Source organism: Marisediminitalea sp. (assembly GCF_984433645.1).
Genome location: NZ_CFIDRX010000065.1, coordinates 1 through 22204, shown reverse-complemented (window position 1 = coordinate 22204; position 22204 = coordinate 1). Strand labels below are relative to the sequence as shown.

23 protein-coding genes are annotated in these 22204 nt (G+C 50.4%); 11 read left to right on the top strand and 12 right to left on the bottom strand.

Features of this window, described 5'->3' with window-relative positions; genetic code table 11:
* Positions 1-85: 85 nt before the first annotated feature.
* Positions 86-1051 carry a GTP 3',8-cyclase MoaA gene (gene moaA, locus AC4MRN_RS10265; RefSeq protein ID WP_491203213.1) on the bottom strand — a complete coding sequence of 322 codons (966 nt, stop codon included), beginning with the start codon at positions 1049-1051 and terminating at the stop codon, positions 86-88.
* A 171-nt stretch (positions 1052-1222) separates the two neighbouring features.
* On the opposite strand from moaA, the gene AC4MRN_RS10260 reads away from it, so the two are divergent.
* From AC4MRN_RS10260 to AC4MRN_RS10250, 3 genes are read left to right on the top strand one after another with little or no spacing between them, the layout of a single operon-like run.
* Positions 1223-3007 carry an ABCB family ABC transporter ATP-binding protein/permease gene (locus AC4MRN_RS10260; RefSeq protein ID WP_491203212.1) on the top strand — a complete coding sequence of 595 codons (1785 nt, stop codon included), beginning with the start codon at positions 1223-1225 and terminating at the stop codon, positions 3005-3007.
* Positions 3007-3222, top strand: coding sequence for a DUF3820 family protein (locus AC4MRN_RS10255; RefSeq protein WP_073322631.1), 216 nt, complete (start codon positions 3007-3009; stop codon positions 3220-3222). Before AC4MRN_RS10260 ends, AC4MRN_RS10255 begins: the two co-directional genes overlap by 1 nt.
* Positions 3223-3233: 11 nt before the next feature.
* Complete coding sequence (locus AC4MRN_RS10250; RefSeq protein WP_491203211.1) at positions 3234-3569, top strand: hypothetical protein; 336 nt, start codon at positions 3234-3236, stop codon at positions 3567-3569.
* A 12-nt stretch (positions 3570-3581) separates the two neighbouring features.
* Here AC4MRN_RS10250 and AC4MRN_RS10245 read toward each other — a convergent pair whose 3' ends face one another.
* The 4 genes from AC4MRN_RS10245 to AC4MRN_RS10230 are packed head-to-tail and all read right to left on the bottom strand — an operon-like array spanning position 3582 to position 7161.
* A complete protein-coding gene (locus AC4MRN_RS10245) occupies positions 3582-4925 on the bottom strand; it encodes a class II 3-deoxy-7-phosphoheptulonate synthase (protein WP_073322635.1) in 1344 nt (447 codons plus the stop codon).
* 57 nt (positions 4926-4982) lie between these two features.
* Positions 4983-5735: an ABC transporter ATP-binding protein gene (locus tag AC4MRN_RS10240; RefSeq protein WP_491203210.1), complete on the bottom strand. Its 753-nt coding sequence runs from the start codon at positions 5733-5735 to the stop codon at positions 4983-4985.
* Positions 5732-6694 carry a FecCD family ABC transporter permease gene (locus AC4MRN_RS10235; RefSeq protein ID WP_491203209.1) on the bottom strand — a complete coding sequence of 321 codons (963 nt, stop codon included), beginning with the start codon at positions 6692-6694 and terminating at the stop codon, positions 5732-5734. Before AC4MRN_RS10235 ends, AC4MRN_RS10240 begins: the two co-directional genes overlap by 4 nt.
* On the bottom strand, positions 6694-7161 hold the full coding sequence (locus AC4MRN_RS10230) for a low molecular weight protein-tyrosine-phosphatase (protein WP_073322639.1): 468 nt from the start codon (positions 7159-7161) through the stop codon (positions 6694-6696). Before AC4MRN_RS10230 ends, AC4MRN_RS10235 begins: the two co-directional genes overlap by 1 nt.
* Positions 7162-7422: 261 nt before the next feature.
* On the opposite strand from AC4MRN_RS10230, the gene pepE reads away from it, so the two are divergent.
* Entirely contained in the window at positions 7423-8136 is a 714-nt protein-coding gene (pepE, locus tag AC4MRN_RS10225; RefSeq protein WP_491203208.1) for a dipeptidase PepE, read from the top strand.
* Here the strand turns inward: pepE and bioD are convergent.
* Genes bioD through bioB form a run of 4 tightly spaced genes read right to left on the bottom strand, consistent with a single transcriptional unit; the run spans position 8113 to position 11912 of the window.
* The gene (gene bioD, locus AC4MRN_RS10220; RefSeq protein WP_491203207.1) at positions 8113-8778 is read right to left on the bottom strand and encodes a dethiobiotin synthase; all 666 of its coding nucleotides are present in this window, start codon (positions 8776-8778) and stop codon (positions 8113-8115) included. The two genes, pepE and bioD, sit on opposite strands and share 24 nt — an antisense overlap.
* On the bottom strand, positions 8775-9575 hold the full coding sequence (locus AC4MRN_RS10215; protein WP_491203206.1) for a methyltransferase domain-containing protein: 801 nt from the start codon (positions 9573-9575) through the stop codon (positions 8775-8777). The genes bioD and AC4MRN_RS10215 overlap by 4 nt, the downstream gene beginning before the upstream one ends.
* Positions 9562-10773 (bottom strand): aminotransferase class I/II-fold pyridoxal phosphate-dependent enzyme, encoded by a 1212-nt coding sequence (locus AC4MRN_RS10210; protein WP_491203205.1) that lies wholly within the window; start codon positions 10771-10773, stop codon positions 9562-9564. Before AC4MRN_RS10210 ends, AC4MRN_RS10215 begins: the two co-directional genes overlap by 14 nt.
* Complete coding sequence (gene bioB / locus AC4MRN_RS10205) at positions 10773-11912, bottom strand: biotin synthase BioB (protein WP_487964490.1); 1140 nt, start codon at positions 11910-11912, stop codon at positions 10773-10775. The genes AC4MRN_RS10210 and bioB overlap by 1 nt, the downstream gene beginning before the upstream one ends.
* Before the next feature lie 38 nt (positions 11913-11950).
* Here bioB and bioA point away from each other — a divergent pair, with 38 nt between their 5' ends.
* The 3 genes from bioA (at position 11951) to AC4MRN_RS10190 (ending at position 14351) form a co-directional block, all read left to right on the top strand.
* Positions 11951-13288, top strand: coding sequence for an adenosylmethionine--8-amino-7-oxononanoate transaminase (gene bioA, locus AC4MRN_RS10200; protein WP_491203204.1), 1338 nt, complete (start codon positions 11951-11953; stop codon positions 13286-13288).
* A gap of 6 nt (positions 13289-13294) precedes the next feature.
* Complete coding sequence (locus AC4MRN_RS10195; RefSeq protein ID WP_491203203.1) at positions 13295-13810, top strand: DUF2937 family protein; 516 nt, start codon at positions 13295-13297, stop codon at positions 13808-13810.
* Positions 13811-14063: 253 nt separating this feature from the next.
* Positions 14064-14351 (top strand): hypothetical protein, encoded by a 288-nt coding sequence (locus AC4MRN_RS10190; RefSeq protein WP_073322653.1) that lies wholly within the window; start codon positions 14064-14066, stop codon positions 14349-14351.
* Here AC4MRN_RS10190 and AC4MRN_RS10185 read toward each other — a convergent pair.
* Together AC4MRN_RS10185 and AC4MRN_RS10180 are read right to left on the bottom strand one after the other, a co-directional pair.
* Positions 14319-15467 (bottom strand): GNAT family N-acetyltransferase/peptidase C39 family protein, encoded by a 1149-nt coding sequence (locus AC4MRN_RS10185; RefSeq protein ID WP_155014247.1) that lies wholly within the window; start codon positions 15465-15467, stop codon positions 14319-14321. The two genes, AC4MRN_RS10190 and AC4MRN_RS10185, sit on opposite strands and share 33 nt — an antisense overlap.
* Before the next feature lie 2 nt (positions 15468-15469).
* Positions 15470-16915 carry a RimK family ATP-grasp domain-containing protein gene (locus tag AC4MRN_RS10180; protein ID WP_370242160.1) on the bottom strand — a complete coding sequence of 482 codons (1446 nt, stop codon included), beginning with the start codon at positions 16913-16915 and terminating at the stop codon, positions 15470-15472.
* A 311-nt stretch (positions 16916-17226) separates the two neighbouring features.
* Here AC4MRN_RS10180 and AC4MRN_RS10175 point away from each other — a divergent pair, with 311 nt between their 5' ends.
* Positions 17227-18198, top strand: a complete 972-nt coding sequence (locus AC4MRN_RS10175) for a calcium/sodium antiporter (protein WP_073322659.1) — start codon at positions 17227-17229, stop codon at positions 18196-18198.
* Between the two features lie 58 nt (positions 18199-18256).
* On the opposite strand, the gene AC4MRN_RS10170 is transcribed toward AC4MRN_RS10175, so the two are convergent.
* Complete coding sequence (locus AC4MRN_RS10170) at positions 18257-18646, bottom strand: hypothetical protein (protein ID WP_073322661.1); 390 nt, start codon at positions 18644-18646, stop codon at positions 18257-18259.
* A gap of 200 nt (positions 18647-18846) precedes the next feature.
* Between AC4MRN_RS10170 and asnS the strand changes: the two genes are divergently transcribed.
* The 3 genes from asnS to AC4MRN_RS10155 all read left to right on the top strand — a co-directional run.
* Entirely contained in the window at positions 18847-20244 is a 1398-nt protein-coding gene (asnS, locus tag AC4MRN_RS10165; RefSeq protein ID WP_491203202.1) for an asparagine--tRNA ligase, read from the top strand.
* A gap of 135 nt (positions 20245-20379) precedes the next feature.
* Positions 20380-21528, top strand: coding sequence for a paraquat-inducible protein A (locus AC4MRN_RS10160; RefSeq protein ID WP_491203201.1), 1149 nt, complete (start codon positions 20380-20382; stop codon positions 21526-21528).
* On the top strand, positions 21525-22204 hold a 680-nt coding region (locus AC4MRN_RS10155), incomplete at its 3' end, for an MlaD family protein (protein ID WP_491203200.1). The genes AC4MRN_RS10160 and AC4MRN_RS10155, both read left to right, overlap by 4 nt.

Sequence of the window (22204 nt, the reverse complement as noted above, 5' to 3'; positions counted from 1 at the left end):
TCGAGTTCCCACAAAAACTCACCGTCCGTTTCGTCCAGTAAACGGTAAGTTAATCGTTCAGATTCAGGCTGTACTATTGCCATTGTTAGCCACCCAACATGGAAAGGTTCTTGGTAATGCCTGTGACTCCGTCCTGCAGGTAATGAGACACTTTTTTGTCCGCCAGTTTTTCTGTAATGAACCCCTGTAGCCCGCTTACATCGCCTCTTAACAAGTAATCACGCAAAGGCAGCCCATTGTCACTGAACAGACACAGATGTAATTTTCCTAATGCAGTTACGCGCAGTCGGTTGCAGCTGCTACAGAAGTCTGAGCTGTAAGGCATTATAAAACCAATACGCCCTGCGTAATCCGGGTGCTGCAGTTCCACTGCGGGGCCCGCATCTGCGCCGCGCTTAAGCACTTCCCACCCTGCCGCTTTCAGGCGTGCAAGAAAAGGCTCTGCGCTAGTGTGGTGTGATTTAAAGAAAGCCTTGTGTTGACCGGTTTCCATTAGCTCAATAAAGCGCACCGTCACCGGCATGTCTTTCAGCCAATCAAGAAAGGTACTTAGCTGTGATTCAGCAAAGGGCCGCAATAATACCGTATTCACTTTCACCGACATGCCATGGATCAGCGCTTCATTTACGCCGTCTAATACCGCATTCAATTTATCCTGACCGCTGATCAGAGCAAATTGCGCAGGGTCCAGGCTATCAAGGCTGATATTCACCTGACTCAGTCCGGCATCTGCCAGTGATTTTGCATGACTCGCCAATTTACCGCCATGGGTCGTCATGGCCACTTTCTGAATGCCCGGCGTGGCAGCACAAGCCGCTACAATGTCACTAACATCTTTGCGCAGTGTTGGCTCTCCGCCGGTAACCCGAATCTTACACGTCCCCATGCCGGCGAAGCCTTTTACCAGGGTGTCGATTTCATTTACCGATAAAAACGTCTGCGCTTGCCCTTCATAGCCGTCGGGCAGGCAATATTGACAACGAAAGTTGCATACATCGGTAATAGACAATCTCAAATAATAGAAGCGTCGGCCAAAGGTATCTTGTAGCAAGGGGTTAGATCTGCTTTTTGAATCCTCAATACCAACACGTTACCATAGCCCCGATTGTGACACCAATAGCATTCCGCTCTTACTTAAAACGAATACACAGGTTGATGGCGTTTGACTCGTTCTGCCTGCGAAGATATTTTATGTAAAGCCTCGCGATAAACAGAAGAACAGATGCGCCCTACCCGATTACCTGTCAACCCGGATACGCCCATGCAATGGCATGTATTTGCGCGTCTGTGGCCGTACTTACTTGAGTTCAAACAACGTGTTGCACTGGCTTTGCTATGTCTGGTTGCGGCAAAAATTGCCAGTATTGGCCTACCCTTCGTGTTAAAACACACTGTCGACAACCTCAACCAGGAGCCCATTGCCACGCTGGCAGTGCCGATAGCCCTGGTTATTGCTTACGGTACACTACGACTGATAAATGTGTTGTTAGGTGAAGTGCGCGATACCCTGTTTGGACGGGTGACAGAGCGCGCTATGCGACGAATCGGTCTGGAGGTATTTGAACACTTACACCGCCTCGACTTAACCTTTCATTTGTCCAGACAAACCGGTGGGCTTTCCCGGGACATAGAACGCGGCACCAGTGGTATCAGCTTTCTGATGCGGTTTATGGTCTTCAATATTGGCCCGACGTTGTTGGAAATCGCGTTGGTAGTAGGTGTTTTGCTTACCCAATACGGCATGAGCTTTGCCATGATCATTCTGTGCTCAGTGGTGGCTTATGTGTGGTTTTCCATGAAAGCGACCGACTGGCGCACTGAGTTTGTGCGTCAGGCAAATCTGGCGGACTCAACCTCGAATACCCGTGCCATCGACAGCTTGCTTAACTACGAAACCGTGAAGTACTTTAACAACGAGCAGTACGAAGCGCGCCAATACGACACCAACCTGGCAAACTGGGAGCAGGCACGCCGGAAAAACCGTTTGTCGCTGTTCGCGTTAAACGGGGGACAGGCGTTCATTATTGCCGCGTCAATGACCTCCATGATGCTCTTAGCCGCGTTAGAAGTAAGCCGTGGCAATATGACTATTGGTGATTTCGTACTAATAAACGCCTTCACCATGCAAATCTTTATGCCACTCAATTTTCTGGGCTTCGTATACCGGGAAATCCGCGGTTCGCTGGCTAACATTGAAAACCTGTTTAATTTACTGGGCACAGTTCCCACCGTTGCCGATGCGCCGTCTGCAGGAAAACTCGAGATCAATCAAAGCCGCATCCATTTCGACAACGTCAGTTTCTATTACCGCGCTGAGCGCCGTATCCTGAACCACGTGAACTTCACGATTGAGCCCGGCACCAAAGTGGCCATTGTGGGCGAAAGCGGTGCGGGTAAATCCACGCTGGTAAAACTGCTATTTCGATTTTACGACCCTGTTTCCGGTGCCGTTCGCATCGATGGTCAGGATATCAGCACGGTCACTCAGCACAGTTTGCGCCAGCACATTGGCATTGTGCCGCAAGATACGGTGCTGTTTAACGATACCATTGGGGAAAACATACGTTACGGCCGCCCCGACGCGACGGAACAAGAGATTCAACAGGCTATTCGCCTGGCTCACCTTGAGCAGTTTATTGCCAGTCTTCCCGATGGCATAAACACACAGGTTGGCGAGCGTGGTTTAAAGCTATCTGGTGGCGAAAAACAACGTGTAGCCATTGCTCGCGCGATATTAAAGCGTCCTGCAATCATGGTTTTCGATGAGGCCACCTCGTCATTAGACAGTCAGTCCGAGCAAGCCATCCTGAGCGCCTTGCGGGAAGTGGCTGAGGGCCATACCAGCATGGTTATTGCTCACCGCTTGTCGACCATTATCGATGCAGACAAGATACTGGTCATGCAACAAGGGCAAATCGTTGAACAAGGTACCCACTCTGAATTGTTGTCTCAGCAGGGTGTGTACGCAGGGCTTTGGCAGGCCCAACAAAAACAGGCGAGTGATTAATGGACCCGCAGCAACTAAAACTTACCATCAATCAGATCATGCCCTTTGGCAAATACGCAGGTAGGAAACTGATTCACTTACCTGAGCCTTACCTGGTGTGGTTTGCGAAACAAGGATTTCCCGAGGGAAAACTCGGCCAGCAGTTGGCGCTGATGTACGAAATTAAACTCAATGGCATGGAGTCCATGCTTACCCCATTGATTGACAACGACTAGCAGGATTCACCTTGGTTTATCAGCGAAAACGCATGCAGCATCAGCGCATCGATCAACAAAGTCAGCAGTTGCATTTGTGCATTGCAAAAAAATTACTGGCCCACCCCGACATGATGGAGGCCGTGACGGCACGCTTACACCAACGCTACCAGGATAAACTAATGGGGTATGGGAGTTACCTGCACTGGCAGGCCATCCTTGCGGAGTTTCCTCATCCGGAAAACTTTATTGCAGCCATAACAGCCAGTGACAGTACCACTACCCGTTTGCGCAGAGCGACCATTTTTACCGGTATATTAAACGAAAAAGAGCGCAGCGATTGCCTCGCTGCGCCCTCTCAACAATAATCGACTGCGGAATTACTTAATACGCAGATGATCTGAGACCAGGAAGGCCATTTCCAGTACCTGGTCGGCGTTCAAACGCGGATCACATTGCGTTTTGTAGGCTTCAGCCAGATCGTCATCGCTGATCTGATATGCCCCACCGGTACACTCGGTCACGTGTTGACCGGTCATCTCCAGATGAATACCACCCGCATAGGTCCCTTCTGCGTCATGGGCAGCAAAGAACTGGCGGATTTCGCTCAGGATGGCGTCGAAATTACGGGTTTTGTAACCGCTTGAAGCACTGAACGTGTTGCCGTGCATTGGGTCAGAACTCCACACCACATTACGGCCTTCCGCTTTGACACGGCGCAGCAGGCGCGGCAGATTGGCTTCTAACTTGTCGGCACCCATACGCGTGATCAATGTCAGGCGACCCGCTTCGTTATTCGGGTTCAAGGCATCAATCAGACGAATTAGTTCGTCTTCTTCCATGGTCGGACCCACTTTTACCCCGATAGGGTTGTGGATACCGCGGAAAAATTCAATGTGCGCATGGTCTAACTGACGGGTGCGCTCACCAATCCACACCATGTGTGCAGAACAGTCGTAAGGCTTACCGGTCAGTGTATCGATACGGGTCAGCGCTTCTTCATAGTTCAGCAACAACGCCTCGTGAGAGGTAAACAACGAGGTTTCATGCAACGTTGGGGTGTTACTGGCGTTCAGGCCGATTACATCCATAAATTCAAGGCTGTCCTGAATGCGACGGGCAATGTCCTGATACTGCTCTTTCAGTGGGTTGTTCTCCACGAACGCCATGTTCCAACGATTAACCTCATGTAGGTCAGCCAAACCACCCTGTGCAAAAGCGCGCAGCAGGTTCAGTGTTGCCGAACTGCGGTGATAGGCTTCGATCAGGCGCTGAGGATCCGGACGACGCGCCGCTTCTGAGAACTCAAAGCTGTTAATAATGTCACCGCGGTAGCTTGGCAACGTAATACCGTCTTTGGTTTCAAAATCAGACGAACGCGGCTTGGCGTACTGACCCGCCATACGGGCAACTTTAGTAACCGGACAACGACCGGCAAAGGTCAGAACAATGGCCATCTGCAGCAACACTTTAAAGGTGTCGCGAATTTTCGGTGCATTAAACTCACTAAACGACTCGGCGCAGTCGCCCCCTTGCAGTAAAAAGCCTTTACCTTCACACACCTGGCCAAGCTGACGGCGTAACTCTCGCGCTTCAGCGGCAAATACCAGCGGAGGGTAGCTGCTTAGGGTCTTCTCTACCTGGGCCAATTCGGCCTTATCGTCATATTCTGGCTGTTGCAGAATTGGCTTCTTGCGCCAACTATCTGGTTGCCAATTGTTCACTTAGCACCTCATAAAAAAACGGGAAAATTCAGAAATGGGCTAACCTGAGCAGTCAGGTCACACCGAAACGGGTACGAACACACCGCGCGGTTCACGTTCAAGAAAATCAAAATGACAGTCAAAGGTTCGCCACAAATTATCCAGGGTCATGACTTCTTCGACCGGGCCGCTTGCCAACAACTCCCCTGAACGCGCTAACCATACCGTATCCGCAAAGGTATTAGCAATATTTACGTCATGACAACTCATGACTATTTGATTTCCTCTTATTCCTAAATCAGCTAACCAGCACATTAATGCATACTGATGTCGAATATCGAGGCTCTGTAATGGTTCGTCCAGGATCAACAATGCGTTGCCGTCCATCAGCGGCTGCCACACCTGTAACAGCGTGCGCGCAATAAAAATACGTTGCTGTTCGCCGCCTGACATATGCGTGTAGACCCTATCGAGCAAGGTAGTCAGGCCGAGCTTTTCAATCAGCATATCGGGTATCTGTTGTTGGGTATGGTCGTTAAAAAATTGCAGACAATCACGCCCGGTCAGCTCAAATTGAATACTGGGCTTTTGGGCGAGATAGCCACGCTCCACCGCCAGTTCTGCCAGACTGCGTTGTGCCGTTGGCTGACCGCCCCACAGCACTTCACCTTCCGTGGCTGGCGTAAGCCCGGCTAACACTTCCAGCAAAGAGCTTTTACCCGCGCCATTGGCACCCAACAAACACACAATACCGGAAGACGCATGGACAATTGAAAGCCGTTTAAACCGGTTGGTAAGACAAATATGCTCGGCGCGTAATTCCCGGGTCATTTAAGCTGTCCTTTTACCATGGCAAATAACAACAGAGGCCCGCCGATAGTGGCTGTCACCATGGACACGGGAAGTGCCGCAAAAGGCACCCACTCGCTTATCAATGCGACCAGCAAAAGTATGGTTGCGCCGGTAACCGCGCTCGCTGGCAACAGATAGCGGTTGTTGTGTCCGATAACCAAACGCAGGTAATGCGGGACCAGCAAGCCCAGAAAGGCAATGGAACCGGCTATAGCCACGGCGGCGCCAACAGCCAGTGCACAGGCAATCATAATGGTCAGTTTCAGTTTATCCGGGTCAACTCCTGCACTTTTCGCCGTCAGATCCCCGGTATACAACACGTTCAACGCCGTTGCATTGAGGCCAATGATGAGCAGGCTCAGGACAATAATAGGCGCGCTGACCAACAACACCCAGGCGTCAGCCTGATGCAGGCTCCCCATGATCCAAAAGGTCAGGTTACGCATGGACTGGGCGTCAGCGAACAAATACAGCCATCCCATAATGGCACTGGTAAGTGTGGTAATGGCGATACCGGCCAGAATCACTGCAGTGTTGATTCCGCGTAACCGCACTGACAAACGGTAAATCAGCCAGGTGGAAAAGAGTGCACCGGTAAAACACGCTACCGGCAAAGTGTAGGGTAAGTGATCCACCAGCGCCTGCGGTGCAAGAATTAACACAAAAGCAGCAACCAGGCTCGCGCCACTGGATATACCGATGATACCCGGGTCGGCCAATGGATTTCTCAACACCACTTGCAACGATGCGCCGCTTACACTTAGCGCCGCGCCCGTGATCACAGCGGTTATTGTTAGCGGCAGCTGTAACTGCCACAGGATTTGGCTATTTACCTGATTCGATAAACCCGTTTGCCACCCACTGGCAAGCACCGCGGCTGCGGCGCAAAACATCAGTACACAAAGTGCGACAAGCCAGCGGCCAGCATGGGTTTTCATTAGGATTTCAGGCTTGCGATGAGTCCGTCACTTGCGGTTTCTATAAGATCCAGCACTAACTCAAAGCCTTTTTTACCACCGTAATAGGGATCCGGTACTTCCTCACCCTCATAACCGGCAAAATCCAGGAACAACTTAATTTTTTCGTGATGGGAAGGGTCGCTCATGCCCCGCAGATTTTTCAGATTGTCATTGTCCATGGCCAGAATGAAGTCAAATTTCTCAAAGTCTTCATCTGCAACACGCCGACACTTTAATCCTTTAAAACTGTATCCGCGCGCCTCGCCTGTGGCCTGAGAACGCTTATCTGGCGGACTACCAATGTGATAACCATGGGTGCCAGCGGAGTCGATAGTAAGTTTCAAACCCGCCTGTTCAGCTTTGTGACGAAACACCGCTTCTGCGGTGGGAGAGCGGCAAATGTTGCCCAGGCATACAAACAAAACAGCTGTTTGTGGTGATGTCATGTTTCAATCCTTTTCACTACATTGGTTGTCGGGTTGACCCGATGCCAGGCTTCTGGCCAAATACCTACCTTTGCGTCCATTCTCTTTTACTTTTGGCCTGTTACAGGCGTTGCCAGCGCGGCAAGACAAAAGAGACGGGATTATCTGGCCGGCTATTGTACTGTCCATCATAGCTAAACACCATGGTTTATGCCCTTTGGTTTATCCACTACGCCGGCGGCAACACTACATGATGCAATTCGAACAATAAGAGTAACTACCATGACAGACACTGCACATCACATTCTCATGCTTTCCAGCTCACGCATGGGCGATGAACAATACCTCGAACATGCTCAGCCAATGATCCAGGCACACCTGGGTGACTGTCGCGACGTTTTATTTATTCCATATGCGGGTGTCACCCTGGGCTGGGATGACTATGTGGAAAAAGTCCAGCAGGCGCTGCCATCGCTCAATGTCAGTGGCATTCACACTGCAGACGACCCGATTGCAGCGGTAGAATCCGCCAGCGCGATTGTGGTGGGCGGTGGCAACACGTTTAATTTGCTGTACCAGTTGTACAACAACGACTTGCTGGATGTGATCCGCCGTAAGGTTGCCTCGGGTACGCCCTATATCGGCTGGAGTGCCGGGAGCAACATTTGCGGCGCGAGTATCCGTACCACTAACGACATGCCGATTATTGAGCCGCCGTCATTCACTGCGCTGGGTTTCGTTCCTTGCCAATTGAACCCGCATTACACCGATTATCAGCCACCCAACCACAATGGCGAAACCCGCGACGACCGATTGTTTGAATTCACCGCGTTGAATCCCACCACCCCGGTGCTGGCTATTCGCGAAGGGGCTGCGTTGTTGCTGAGCAACCAGCGAATGACATTGAAAGGGAAATTACCGGGATTTTGTTTCCGCGGCGCGGCAAAACACGTCATTAAGCCAGAACAGGACTTAACCGAGTTTCTCAACCAGTAGCGACAGGTCCGGCGTCTGTTTGTACGGCACCAGGGCAAGCCTTGGTGCCGGCATTAAGGCATCCAGCGTGGCCAGGTTTTCGTCGAATACCGGCATGTCATCTAACAGTTGATTCGCCACCCAGCCTTTCAGTGTTAAGCCGTCTCTCTGTATGGCTTCTGCTGTCAGGAGAGCATGATTCAGGCAGCCAAGACGCATGCCGACTACCAGAATGACGTCGAGCTGCAAGTCTTTCACTACATCACTCAGAAAACGCGCTGATGATAACGGCAGTCGCCAACCACCCGCGCCTTCCATAAGCAGTATATCGGGCTGATATTGATGTAACGCCTGAAACCCCGATGTAATAACCGCTTCACTAATAGGCTCACCATGACGCTCGGCGGCTATGTGAGGAGCGATGGCATCGGGTAAGGCAATGGGATTTATTTCCGTCAGTGGTACGCGCAGGCTTCCGGCGGCTTGCAGCGCCAGCGCATCTTCATTTTCCCACTGATTGTTTTGCCAATCACAGCCCGCGGCCACCGGCTTATAACCCAACGCGGTTTTACCACGCTGAGAAAAGGCCTCCAGTATTTTGCAGCTGGTGTAGGTTTTTCCTACTTCGGTATCTGTTCCGGTAACAAAGTAAGCTTTAGTCACAACGGCTTCTCCAGACTAAGATGCAGAATGTGATAGGTATTATTAAATAGACCAGACGTCGTATCAGGGAAAGCGGCGGCCAGCGCCTGTAATTTTCCCCGGGTTAATCGTGCACGGGTACGGCTTTCTGTCTGACTGCCTGCCCCGACACCATTAATGGACTTTAGCAGCGATGTGATATTGTCGAAGCTATCGGTATAACTCACTAAATCGTGACTTATCCCCGCCCAGTCAGATTCACACACTGTCGCTAACCATTGTGTTGCACACGTCAGTGTATTAAGCGCCAATTGAATACCCGCCTTGTCGGCTGCTGATTTGAGTTCAGGAAAGGAGCCTGCAACCATGATTGCCAGTTCAGCCCGACCACCGGGGGCCAGCACCCTGAACACTTCGCTGATTGCCTGACGTGGTGTACCGCACCATTGCAATGCCATGGAAGAAAACACGCATTCAACACAGCCTGACTGCAAGGGTACCTGCTCGGCGTCGCCTTGCAAAAACGCAATGGTAGGGTAAGTGCTCTTGGCCTGGCTAACCATACCTGGCGCCAGGTCCATGCCTGTTACTTCAGCGCAGTGGTTAGCAAGCTTCGCAGTGTTTCGGCCGGTGCCGCAACCTATATCCAGCACCGACTTACCAGCCATCTGACCCAGTCGCAAAAGTGCGGCATCTGCTATCGCATGCTGGATGCCGGCAAGCGCATCGTATTGCGCAGCCGCAGCACTGAAACGCGCAGCGATATCACGCTTGTCTGTACAGTGTTCAGGCGTCGTCACAGGATCAATCAGTGCCATGGTCATCTGCGTCATGTTCGCTGGGGTCAGCATTTGCCAGAATTGAATCCTTAGCAAGCAATAACCCGTCAACCAAGGCATCTATATCCCGCGTAGCGTGACTGGCACTTAACGTAATACGCAGTCTGTCGGTCCCTTTGGGTACGGTAGGATGTCGCATAGCAGGCACCCACAAGCCGCGATTCGCCAGCTCAGCAGATAACGCCACTGCGCGTGTAGGAGAACCGACAACAACAGGCTGAATCGCGCTTTGCGATGCCATTAGAGTTAACCCTTCCTGATTGGCTCTCGTTCTAAAATGGGCAATATTGGCGTGAAGCTGTTCGCGCTCAGTGCCTTGCGTAACCAGAGATAAAGCGTGCAATGTGGCAACAGCTTGTGCCGGGGGAAAGGCAGTCGAATAAATATAGTGCCGCGCGTAATTGATCAGGTAATCGATAAGGGCATGACTGCCCGCAATAAATGCGCCCGCTGTGCCAACCGCTTTACCAAAGGTCCCCATTACCACAGGACACTGCTGCTGAGACAACTGATAGGCATCAATGCTACCCAGTCCGTATTCTCCGGTAACCCCGAAGGCGTGGGCATCATCCAGCATTAACCAACTGTCAGACGCTTCTGCACTCGCTACCAGTTGGGCAACATCTGGCGAATCGCCGTCCATACTGAACACCCCTTCCGACGCTATCAGTCGGTGAGAAGAGGTGGTTTTCGACAGTAAAGCAGACAGGTGGGTGTAATCATTATGAGCAAATCGACGCAATCGGGCAGCACTGGCGGTTGCCCCTTCTATAAACGACGCATGCATGTATTTGTCGGCAATGATGTCACCTTGTTCGGCAAATAACGCCTGACACAATGCCTGGTTGGCAGCAAACCCGCTGGAAAATAACAATACGGCATCACGGTTTAAGGCTTCGGCCAGCACTTGTTCTAATTCGCGATGCGCAGCACTGTAGCCGGTAACCAACGGCGATGCCCCGCTACCACCGCCAAACTGGGCTAAGCCTTCAACCCAAGCTTGTAATACGCCCTGATTATGGCGCAGTCCAAGGTAGTCATTACTTCCAAAATTCAGGTAATGCTGGCCATTGATGGCGATTACCCCATCCCGCTCATAGTCAATGCATGTGCGCTGGCGGTAATAGCCATCTTGCTGGCGTTTAGCCAGTTGGGCGTCAATGAACTCGAAGGCCATCAGACGGTCTCGGCTTGCTTACCTGCTGGTTTGCCTGCCGTGGCGTCATAAAATAAATCATCAGGCGCTTGCTGCTGTTGCTCCAATGCTTCTTCCAGCAACAGTTCATGCGCTTCGTCAGAATAGTCACGCGTTCGCTCGGTATTAATACCCAGCTTTTTGAAGAGCACGACGTCTTCGTGTGTATCCGGATTGGATGTAGTCAGCAGCTTGCAACCGTAGAATATTGAGTTCGCACCCGCCATAAAGCATAGCGCCTGGGTCTGCTCGCTCATGTTTTCCCGCCCGGCTGACAAACGCACATGTGATGCCGGCATCATGATACGGGCAATGGCAATGGTGCGAATAAACTCAAAGGGCTCCATGTCGTCCAGTTTGTCTAATGGCGTGCCATCGACTTTTACCAGCATGTTAATGGGTACACTTTGTGGGTGTTCAGGTAAATTCGCCAGCTGCATTAATAGCCCTGCGCGGTCTGAGACACTCTCACCCATGCCGACAATACCGCCAGAACATACGTTCATGCCCGCGTCACGAACGTGCTGCAGGGTATTCAAACGGTCCTGATAGGTTCGGGTAGTAATGATATCGCCGTAGAACTCCGGTGATGTATCCAGGTTATGGTTGTAGTAATCCAAACCTGCTTGCTTGAGCGCTAACGCCTGATCGCGGGTAAGCATACCCAGCGTCATACACGTCTCCAGCCCCAAAGATTTTACTTCCGCGACCATTTGCGTGAGGTAAGGCATATCGCGTTCTTTCGGATTCCGCCACGCTGCTCCCATACAGAAGCGGGTTGAGCCAGTCTGTTTGGCTTCCTTGGCGCGCTGGATCACTTTTTCCATTTCCAGCAAGCGTTCTTTTTCCAGGCCGGTGTCGTAACGCGCGCTTTGCGGGCAGTATTTACAATCTTCCGGACACGCACCGGTTTTGATAGACAATAACGTGCTCACCTGAACTTCGTTCGGGTCGAAATGCTGACGGTGAACAATTTGCGCCTGAAATAACAAATCGTTAAACGGCATAGCATAAAAGGCTTCAACCTCTTCACGCGTCCAATCATGGCGGATCGCAGAGACCTGGGCGCCATGAGATGAGCCTGGCGCCGAATGAACTGAATTGTGCTGTGTGACAGACATCGCCTATCCTTTACTCTTACTGAATGGTGGCTTAGTCTATGCAGCCAACGCATCTTGTCAACCAAATTAACTACAAACACTTTACTACTGTGCAAAATACAAACAACATAGAATTTGATAAACAACACATCTGGCACCCCTACACATCGGCGGTAAACCCGCTTCCGTGCTATGAAGTAGCTGGCGCCAAAGGCGCAGAAATCAAACTGGCCAGTGGCGAAAACCTGGTAGATGGTATGTCCAGTTGGTGGGCGGCTATTCACGGCTACAACCACCCGCTACTCAATAAAGCTGCCCATGATCAGATTGATGCGTTCAGTCACGTCATGTTTGGCGGACTCACCCATGAGCCAGCCGTTCGGCTTTGCCGGCAATTACTCGACATGGCCCCTTCTGGCCTGCAACGGGTATTTTTAGCTGACTCGGGTTCCGTATCGGTAGAAGTCGCAATCAAGATGGCAGTGCAATACTGGGCATGTCAGGGGCGCCCGGAGAAATCACGGCTAATTGCACCGCGCAACGGGTACCACGGCGACACCTTCGCCGCTATGTCGGTGTGCGATCCGGTAAATGGCATGCACAGTTTATTCAGCAATACCTTGAAATCTCAGGTTTTCGCCCCTGCGCCGCAAACCCGTTTTGGTCAGGCATTCAGCGAAGATGACATTTTACCTCTGGAAGAGTTATTCGAAAGTCATCATCATGAACTGGCCGCGCTGATCCTGGAGCCGGTTGTGCAAGGTGCCGGCGGCATGCGGATTTATCATCCTGAATACCTGAAGCGCTGCCGACAATTGTGCGACACCTACGACGTCCTGCTGATCTGCGATGAAATTGCCACGGGATTCGGCCGGACTGGTAGGTTGTTTGGTTGCGATCACGCGGGAATATCGCCTGATATCATGTGCCTGGGTAAAGCCCTGACCGGCGGGTACATGACATTGGCCGCCACCTTGTGTACCGAAGAAGTGGCTCAAGGCGTATGCGAAGGCAGCCCCGGTGTGTTTATGCATGGTCCGACATTTATGGGTAACCCACTCGCTTGTGCTGTGGCCAGCGCGAGTTTATCGCTGATTGCCCAGGGCGACTGGAAGCAACAGGTCGCTGATATTGGCAAACAACTCTCTGCTGAACTGGCGCAATGTAAGGAACTCGCCTGTGTTACCGATGTCAGAAGCTTAGGGGCGATTGGGGTAGTTGAAACCAAACACCCGGTGGATGTCGCTGCCATTCAGAAACTGTTTGTGGCGCAAGGGGTGTGGATTCGTCCATTTGGCAAACTGGTCTATATTATGCCACCTTATATTGTATCGCCTGAACAATTAACCCGGCTGACTCAGGCGATTTACACCAGTCTGAAACAACTATACGGATAGGTATTTTTGGGGATTTTAACGCGACTCATCGACAAAGTACTTTTTGCAGTGTTATTCATAGTAACGCTGCAAGTACCCGTACTGAATCAACAATACCTGCAATATTTAAACGGTTACCTGGATGCAACCGGCGAAGAAATAGCACACTATGCGCGCTTGGCCAACGACCACGGTTATTCATCTGTAGATGTGATGATTGAAGCGTTACTGAACAATGAGACCGCGCTGGTCCGTGATGATGCCCAGCACAAGTTAGCGGTGATTGAAGCCTACAACGAAGCACAGTTCGCGTCGCAGTATTTACAACAGGCGAATTATTTCGAACAGGTTGGGTATTTTGTTCAACCCAACCAATACCCTCGCCTGCAAAGTGTAATAAATGTCTTCGAACCTTCATTGCCTTTGCAACCCGAATCCGTGGGATCGGCGCTGGTGACAGCACTGGTAATTTACTTGTTTCCCTGGACCGGCGTAGCCCTGATTCGCCGAAGACAACGTGCCAAACAACGTCATTTCGTTTGAAAAATCAAAACGTTAATAACTTCCCCAGTATCCTTAACCTGACTATTTGAAATCTGCTTCAGCCGCTGACCAGGTTTCATTCACTCCCCGTCTCTTCTACAAAATTATACCTATCACCGCGTTTAGGTATTGATTTTGCTACGTACCCTGTGTGGTTAAGACCTTTTATACACCTTTTTTTGTTTATTATTTAATCGTCACCGCATTGGCCCGCAGTCTACAGGGCTCCGCGGTTAATGTGAGGAGAATGAAAATGACCGATACACCGAGAAATCAAACCTTAGTCATGGGCCAACTGTTGCAAATGAGAGACAAGTTGATCGCCAAGCGCCACCTGATCCCTGCAAACTGTCAGTCTCAGTGGGCTGAGCTGGAAAAAGAAACCGCCGTGTTTGACCCAGCTAACCAGGGTCAGCTGAGTCATTCAGGCAATACGATGGTAACCAAACGCTCTTTATTCCGCGGTAACATCAACGACCTGATGTCACTGGTTGATCAATTGCGTCAGCTAAACAGCCAAATCAAGATCACTGCACACTAGTGATTGCGCTTGCTGGCGCAACACAATGGCGGCTTTGATTTTACGTTTGCCATAACTGGCCATACGTATAAAGTCTTCCCGGGCAATTGGAACATGTTGATAATCCATTGCTCCCGGGGTGGACGGATCGGGATCGTGAATATACACACACTGATCATCAATGGCCGTGACCACAACCCAATGAGGAGCCTTCGTCCGGTCGAAGCGATAGGTGCTGATTAAGCAGACCAGCGCGCAATCCTGCATATTCTGATAATTATCCAACCGGGTTAACCAATCCAAATAAAAGACCGGTAACTGCTGTTGCTCTGCCTCGTTAAAAAAGTTTTCTTCAACGGCCTGTAGCGTTTGTCGTTTATGCTCATTGCGCACGCCGTCAACAAACAAAGGCGCGCCCTGATTCAAATACACTTTTACGTCGAAGCCCCTTGCCTGCGCAGCCATTGCAAGTCCAATTGGATGCGTACCTGCAGGTCCACTGGTCATGTACACCGTATTCGCTTCCCGCCAGATACTGAATTCGTCCCGCTGATTAGGTACCAGCGAGTGGTCCAGCATAGCCATTGCCATTAATAAACTGGCTGGCCCACAGGTAAACTCTGTCGTTTGCTGATACCACGGGCAACGACGCAAGGTTTTTTCCGGTCCGCTCAATGGCAGCGCTTTTTGCATACGAATCGCATTCGTATCGTCTTCGTAATAGTGTTCAAACATACCAAAAGGCAAAAATCCCATACGCTCGTAAAGGCGTTGAGCCGACTGGTTATGTTCAGCAACCTCCAGTCGCATATATCGCTTTCCACGTGCAGTGGCGCGTTGCTCAAGCCATAGCACCATGGCTTCTGCCAAACGCTGTCCACGGGCATCTTCGTGAACTGCCAGAGAATACAAACGGGTGAGTAAGGTCCCGCGTCGCAACAGCAACAACCCGTAGCCCAGTAACTGGCCATCGCTGTCAGCGACGACCAGTTCTGCATTTTTCGCGGTCAGATAATGTCGGAAACTCCGACGGCTCAGCCGATCGTTACTAAAGCAATGATTCTCCAGTGCCACCAGCTTGTTTAAATCGCTGATCGCACCGGCTCTTAATTGCCACTGACCCACTGAAATAGCCATGATTATCTGCCTCTGCGTTCTAACCGGCTGGCAAATTCCTGCATTACCAGCAGGTACAATTCCTGACCCAGGTATTTATCTTCAATGCCTGAATCGATATTAGGGTTGTCATTCACTTCAATGACATACACCTTATTGCCACGTTGTTTTATATCCACGCCGTACAGACCCACGCCGGCGACTTCCGCGGCACTGATAGCCGCTTTTAATACCGGGCGCGGTACTTCAAATGTCGGCAGGGTGACAAACCCACCGGAATCGGCTTTGTCGCCCTGGTGGTTATAAATCTGCCAGTGGTTGCGCGCCATAAAGTATTTACAGGCGTAAATCGGCCGACCACCCAGCATACCAATACGCCAGTCGAACTCGGTAAAAATGTACTCCTGCACCAGCACTAACGCTGACTCTTTCAGCATGCTGTTCAGCTTGCTAACCAGCGCTTCGCGGGTTTCCACTTTGTAAACACCGCGGGAAAACGAACTTTCCGGTAACTTCAAAATTAACGGCAAGTTGAGGTCAGCAATCAGTTGCTCACAGGTCGCTTCATCAGCATTGGTCACAAAGCGGCTCTTAGGCGCAGGTACCTTGTTATAGGTAAACGCATCCTGCAGGAACACTTTGTTACAGCAACGCAGAATCGACTGCGTATCGTCAATAACCACAACACCTTCACGTTCCGCTTCGCGGGCGATACGGTATGTTGCGTGGTCGATTGCCGTTGTCTCACGTACAAAAAGCGCATCGTATTGTTCAACGTCGCCAATGGTTTGCGCGGTCACCACTTCTGCATGAAAGCCAACCTTTCCGGCCGCTTTCACAAAGTTAGCAATGGCGCGCTTGTCACTGGGTGGCGTCGGCTCGTCCGGATTAACCAGAATTGCCATATCCCAGCGCGCTTGTTTACTGCGGCCGTTGGTACGCCATTGTTGCTGGGTAAATTGCTTCAACCGCTCAATAAAGGTTGGCTGCAAGCTTTCCGGCACTTCGTTAAGTCCTACCGAGTTACATCTCACGGCGGTGACATCGCTGCTTAACACCAGTTGCAATAGCGGACTGGGATAGTGCGAGAACGCCACACTGGCCAAACGCTTCAAGCGTACATCGGAGGTCTTACCGAAACACACGAACAGCTCTCCACCCAGGCTTTCAAGCGCTTCGCGTTCCTGAGGCTTGATTGCAATGGTTGGCAGTTCCTGATCAGCTTGCGCCGGACGCAGATCGTTAATGGTGTTTACACCAGGAATAACGCGGTGCTGTCTCGCTTCGGCCAACAGTGAACAATAGTATCCCTGACTCAGGTATTTACCTGTGTCGCACAGGTTAATTACCCGTGTTTTCGGCTCATTCAGTTTTGGGTAATCCTGCAGATACTGCTGGAAAGTTAATACCGTCAGCTCCGGCAAGTCGAGTTGTTCAGCGATGTCCGTAATAATTAAAGTATGATGCATGAGTGCGTTCAGTTTTCCTGGCTTTGCCGCTATACACACAGCCACACAATTGTTGCTGTCATAGAGCGATGTATTGAGCGCAAAGTGTATAGAACTCATCGGCCGCTGGATAACGGATTATTTTTATCGTCACGACTGTAATCCTTAATACCGCCCATAATAATGCAGCAGACAAAAGTGATTCGTTGGCGTGCTATTGTATCCGGAGTAATTTGTAAGGTGATTGGTCGGATCTGCGGTTCACAAGTCAGTGCGAATGCACTATCCTCCACCATGCGTTTGTACTAACGCGGAATTGTGAAGGAGTGTGTATGCTGTTAGCGAGCGTCGCTATTATTTTAGGGTTACCTTTATTACTGTGGAGTGCCGACAAATTTGTAGGAGGCGCTGCATCTGTCGCTCGTCAGTTCGGACTGTCGCCGCTGCTAATAGGCATGTTAATTATTGGCTTTGGTACCTCTGCACCAGAAATTATAGTGTCTGTGATCGCTGCACTGGAAGGCAGTTCCGGTATCGCACTGGGCAACGCGTTTGGCTCTAACATTGCCAATATTGCGTTAATCCTGGGTATTACCGCACTTATTAGTCCTATTGCCGTTCGCTCTGAAATTATCCGTAAAGAGCTGCCTATTCTGCTAGGCCTTACCTTCTTTGCAGCCTGGCAATTACTGGATGCAAACTTGTCCAAGGACGATGCGTTTTCTTTGCTTGGATTATTTATACTGCTTATTTCCTGGAGTATCTGGACCGGTCTTCGCGGCGACAAAGACGCGCTGGCAGAAGAGTTTGGCGAAGAGCTGAACAGCAAACCTGCCAACCTTAAAGCAGATACCCTGTGGCTGATTGTCGGTCTGATTTTATTGATTATCAGCTCGCGTATCCTGGTATGGGGAGCGGTTGAAATAGCGACCTTCTTCGGCGTTAGCGATGTCGTCATTGGACTCACCGTGATAGCCATTGGTACGTCGTTACCTGAATTGGCTTCGTCTTTGGTTGCAGTGAAGAAAGGCGAACACGATATGGCATTGGGTAATGTCATTGGCTCAAATATGTTTAACACACTGGCCGTAGTGGGTATTGCAGGTGTGATTCACCCTATGCAGGTAGACAGCAGCTTCTTGTACCGCGACACCTTATTTATGCTCATTCTGTCTGTCGCATTATTTGTGTTCTGTATTGGCCTGAAAGGACCGGGGCGCCTTAACCGCTTGGAAGGTGGCGTGTTTTTACTGGCCTACATTGGTTACACCTATTATCTGGTAACCAGCGCGTTTATCGCCTGATAACAAAAAAGCTGAACGCCTTGCGTTCAGCTTTTTTTGTATAACGTGTGCGGTTTAGTTATGCCAGCAATATCGAATTGATCGTCACCAGACTCACCGTACTGATGCCTGCCAGAATAAATAAGTTAACGCCGTAATTGTCTTCTTTGCGGCGGCTGCGACGCGACCGCAAAAACATAGTGATCAAGCTCGCCCCTAAGCAAACCTGAAGCAAACGGATCAGTGCGTTCATGTACTCAGGCGACCAACTGGTGCGGCCATCGATACCCCAAAACTGCTGTACACCGCTGACCATTTCCGGACGGGCAAAATGAAATAACAGCAAGCAAACCACCAGCGCTAACCACACCAGTGAATTTAATGTAATAACAACCTGGTAATAGGTATCCTTTTCGCGCGATTTCTTGCGACGGTCCTCACCAAATCTGATTGCCTGCTGTACTGCCATGTCACCCCTCTCACTCTACTTCACGTCACGACACTGGTCGAAAATCCATCAACCCAATGCCGTAGTGATACAAAATTGAACGATTCACAGTATATATCGGCATTTTTCGATTTTTGTTTAATAAATCTGGATGCAATCGACCAAGGGCTGTGCGATGATTTGCGCTTTAGCACAAAATCTATTTGTTGGAGAGAATAACCATGACACACGCCCCCGTTGTCGACGTACTGGCTGGTAAGTACGCGGTTGGCGAAACGGTAACTGTAAAAGGCTGGGTTCGCACCCGTCGTGATTCAAAAGCCGGCTTGTCTTTCATTGCCCTGCATGATGGCAGCTGTTTTGATCCTGTGCAGGTCATTGCACTGAATACATTACCCAATTATGCCGATATACAACGCCTGACGGCGGGTTGTTCTCTGGTTGTCACTGCCACAGTAAAAGAATCTGAAGGCCAGGGACAAGCACTGGAACTGGACGCTACCGAGGTGAGCATTGTGGGCTGGGTAGAAAACCCGGACACGTACCCGATGGCAGCGAAACGTCATAGTATTGAGTACCTGCGCGAGCACGCGCATTTGCGCCCGCGAACCAATGTAATTGGTGCAGTCACTCGTGTACGTAACTGTTTGTCTCAGGCTATTCACCGCTTCTTCCATGAGCGCGGCTATTTTTGGGTCAGTACGCCCATAATCACCGCCAGTGATACCGAAGGTGCGGGTGAGCTGTTCCGTGTCTCTACGCTCGACATGATGAACATCCCAACCACTGAACAAGGCGATGTGGATTACAGTCAGGACTTTTTCGGTCGTGAAGCGTACCTCACAGTATCCGGTCAGCTGAACGGCGAAACTTACGCCTGTGCAATGTCAAAAATTTACACGTTTGGCCCGACTTTCCGCGCCGAAAACAGCAACACGTCACGTCACCTTGCTGAATTCTGGATGATTGAGCCAGAAGTCGCGTTTGCCGATTTAGGTGATATCGCGCAGTTAGCCGAAGACATGCTGAAGTACGTGTGTAAAGCGGTTTTGGAAGAACGTGCCGATGACATGGCGTTTTTCGCGCAGCGCATTAACAAAGAAGCCATTAGCCGCCTTGAAAAGCTTATCAGCAGTGACTTTGTGCGCATGGATTACACTGACGCCATCGAAATTCTTGAAAACTGCGGCAAAGACTTCGAATTCCCGGTTAGCTGGGGCATTGACTTGTCGAGTGAGCACGAACGCTATCTGGCCGAAGAGCATGTTGGCGCACCTATCATCATGCAGAACTATCCAAAAGACATTAAAGCGTTTTATATGCGTCTGAACGACGACAACAAAACGGTTGCTGCTATGGATGTACTGGCACCGGGTATCGGTGAAATCATCGGTGGCTCGCAGCGTGAAGAACGCCTGGACGTGTTCGACGACCGCCTGGAAGAAATGGGCCTGAGCAAAGAAGACTACGGCTGGTATCGCGATCTTCGCCGCTACGGCACCGTGCCTCACGCAGGCTTTGGGTTAGGCTTCGAGCGTCTGGTGGCTTACGTAACCGGTATGCAGAACGTGCGTGACGTGATTCCTTTCCCACGTACACCGGGTAACGCAAGCTACTAGATCTGTTACTCATTAGAAAGGCAGCGAATCGCTGCCTTTTTTGTACCTGAAATTCACGCTGCGCCCGTTTATCAGGCTATAATCGCAACCTCTTCTGGGTTACTCTATATACCTAAGTGATTGTTGGCGTTACTCATGTCCGAAAATGCATCAACCTGCGAGCTAATCTGTTCTCAATGCGAAGCCACGGTAAACGTGCCGCATTTACAGCACAAGCAACGCGCAGTGTGCCCTCGGTGTGGCCACACCCTCAGTATTTACCATAAACAGGACTACGCACTTTGCTTGTCTTTGGCAGTCAGTGCATTGGTGTTTTTGTGCCTCTCTTTGCCGTTTAATTTTTTGTCATTCCGCGCCAGCGGGCAACAAAATAACATCGATCTGCCCGGTGGGTTGAACGTGCTGATTGAACAGGATTATGTGTCTCTTGCGTTGATAACCGGGCTGGCTACGCTCGTTTTACCGGGCTTGGTACTTGTGGGGTTGGTGGTTTTACTATGGGGGCGATTGTTTTCCACGCCCCAAAACTGGATGAAAACCATACTGTTCTGGGTAAAAACACTGATGCCCTGGAGCATGGCCGAGATATTCTTGTTAGGCACATTGGTTAGCCTGATAAAAATTACGTCTCTTGCCGACGTTGCAATTGGCATGTCATTTTATGCCTTCGTGCTCTTTAGTATTTGCATGAGTGCTGCCCTGTTTTACTTTGACGAGACACGCATAAAAATATGGCTTTACAACGGACACCTGCCTCAGGCAAAACCGCTTAGCGACGAGACAGCGAGTCTTAGCATTCAACGCACCTGGGCACTACTTTTCACTGCCGTACTGCTCTACATACCGGCCAATGCCTTACCTATTATGCACACTGAACTATTTGGCAGCGATGAACCCAATACCATAATGGGCGGCGTGATCAGTTTATGGCAATCAGGGTCGTATCCTATTGCCGGAGTCATCTTTGGTGCTAGTATAGTCATACCCATTGCCAAGCTGGCGATTTTGGCGAGATTAACGTACGCCGTTCAGTATCATGAGCTAACCCGCCCTGACCGGCAAATTCGCTACTACCGTTTTATTGAATTTATTGGCCGTTGGTCGATGATTGATGTGTTTGTCGTTGCGATTCTGGTTGCCCTGATTCAATTGGGCAGCACATTATCCATATACCCCGGACCTGCGGCTCTGGCGTTTTGTGCGCTGGTGTTCGTTACCATGCTAGCGGCAATGACATTCGACACAAGGCTAATCTGGCAGCAAAGGAAAGTCAGTACACTATGACGCAAGATGCAAATATAAAACCCACTACGCCCATTTCTAAAGTCTGGGTTATCCCAATCCTGGCATTGCTTGTGGGCGGCTGGATGGTGTATTACCAGTGGAAAAATCAAGGCCCGCTGATCACCATCAATATGCAATCAGCCAGTGGTATTGAGGTAAACAAAACGCCAATAAAAGTACGCGATTTAGACATTGGTCAGGTTAAACGCATTGAACTTAACCCTGATTTGAACGGTGTTACTGTGACAGCGCGGATCGACAACAATGCCGCGCATTTATTGAATGAGAACACCCAGTTTTGGGTAGTTGCGCCGCGCATTTCGTTTTCTGAGGTATCCGGTCTGAATACGCTGTTGTCTGGTAGCTTCATCGCCATGACCGCTGAGAGTGGCAATCAGGAAGTCCTGCAGTTTACGGCACTTGAGCGCCCTCCCGTTACCCCACCCGGCACGCCCGGCCTGCATGTTAAACTCACCAGCCAAAATGACGAGCTGACCTATAAACCGGGCGATACGCTAATTTATAAAGGCTTCAAAGTTGGTGAGTTTGAAGAGGTCAATTTTAACGTTGATGAAGGCGTGATTGAATATCGCGCTTTCATACACGACCCGTACCACAAGTTAATTAACGCTAATACGCGCTTTTGGAATGTCAGTGGCGTGAAACTGCAATTGGC

Coding starts and splice junctions, on each gene's coding strand:
- AC4MRN_RS10190 (WP_073322653.1), top strand. CDS start 14,064: ATGACCGATACACCGAGAAATCAAACCTTAGTCATGGGCCAACTGTTG.
- AC4MRN_RS10175 (WP_073322659.1), top strand. CDS start 17,227: ATGCTGTTAGCGAGCGTCGCTATTATTTTAGGGTTACCTTTATTACTG.
- asnS (WP_491203202.1), top strand. CDS start 18,847: ATGACACACGCCCCCGTTGTCGACGTACTGGCTGGTAAGTACGCGGTT.
- bioA (WP_491203204.1), top strand. CDS start 11,951: ATGCAGCCAACGCATCTTGTCAACCAAATTAACTACAAACACTTTACT.
- AC4MRN_RS10170 (WP_073322661.1), bottom strand. CDS start 18,646: ATGGCAGTACAGCAGGCAATCAGATTTGGTGAGGACCGTCGCAAGAAA.
- AC4MRN_RS10260 (WP_491203212.1), top strand. CDS start 1,223: ATGCGCCCTACCCGATTACCTGTCAACCCGGATACGCCCATGCAATGG.
- AC4MRN_RS10255 (WP_073322631.1), top strand. CDS start 3,007: ATGGACCCGCAGCAACTAAAACTTACCATCAATCAGATCATGCCCTTT.
- AC4MRN_RS10230 (WP_073322639.1), bottom strand. CDS start 7,161: ATGACATCACCACAAACAGCTGTTTTGTTTGTATGCCTGGGCAACATT.
- AC4MRN_RS10210 (WP_491203205.1), bottom strand. CDS start 10,773: ATGGCCTTCGAGTTCATTGACGCCCAACTGGCTAAACGCCAGCAAGAT.
- AC4MRN_RS10215 (WP_491203206.1), bottom strand. CDS start 9,575: ATGGCACTGATTGATCCTGTGACGACGCCTGAACACTGTACAGACAAG.
- AC4MRN_RS10235 (WP_491203209.1), bottom strand. CDS start 6,694: ATGAAAACCCATGCTGGCCGCTGGCTTGTCGCACTTTGTGTACTGATG.
- AC4MRN_RS10240 (WP_491203210.1), bottom strand. CDS start 5,735: ATGACCCGGGAATTACGCGCCGAGCATATTTGTCTTACCAACCGGTTT.
- AC4MRN_RS10180 (WP_370242160.1), bottom strand. CDS start 16,915: ATGCATCATACTTTAATTATTACGGACATCGCTGAACAACTCGACTTG.
- AC4MRN_RS10185 (WP_155014247.1), bottom strand. CDS start 15,467: ATGGCTATTTCAGTGGGTCAGTGGCAATTAAGAGCCGGTGCGATCAGC.
- AC4MRN_RS10160 (WP_491203201.1), top strand. CDS start 20,380: ATGTCCGAAAATGCATCAACCTGCGAGCTAATCTGTTCTCAATGCGAA.
- bioB (WP_487964490.1), bottom strand. CDS start 11,912: ATGTCTGTCACACAGCACAATTCAGTTCATTCGGCGCCAGGCTCATCT.
- pepE (WP_491203208.1), top strand. CDS start 7,423: ATGACAGACACTGCACATCACATTCTCATGCTTTCCAGCTCACGCATG.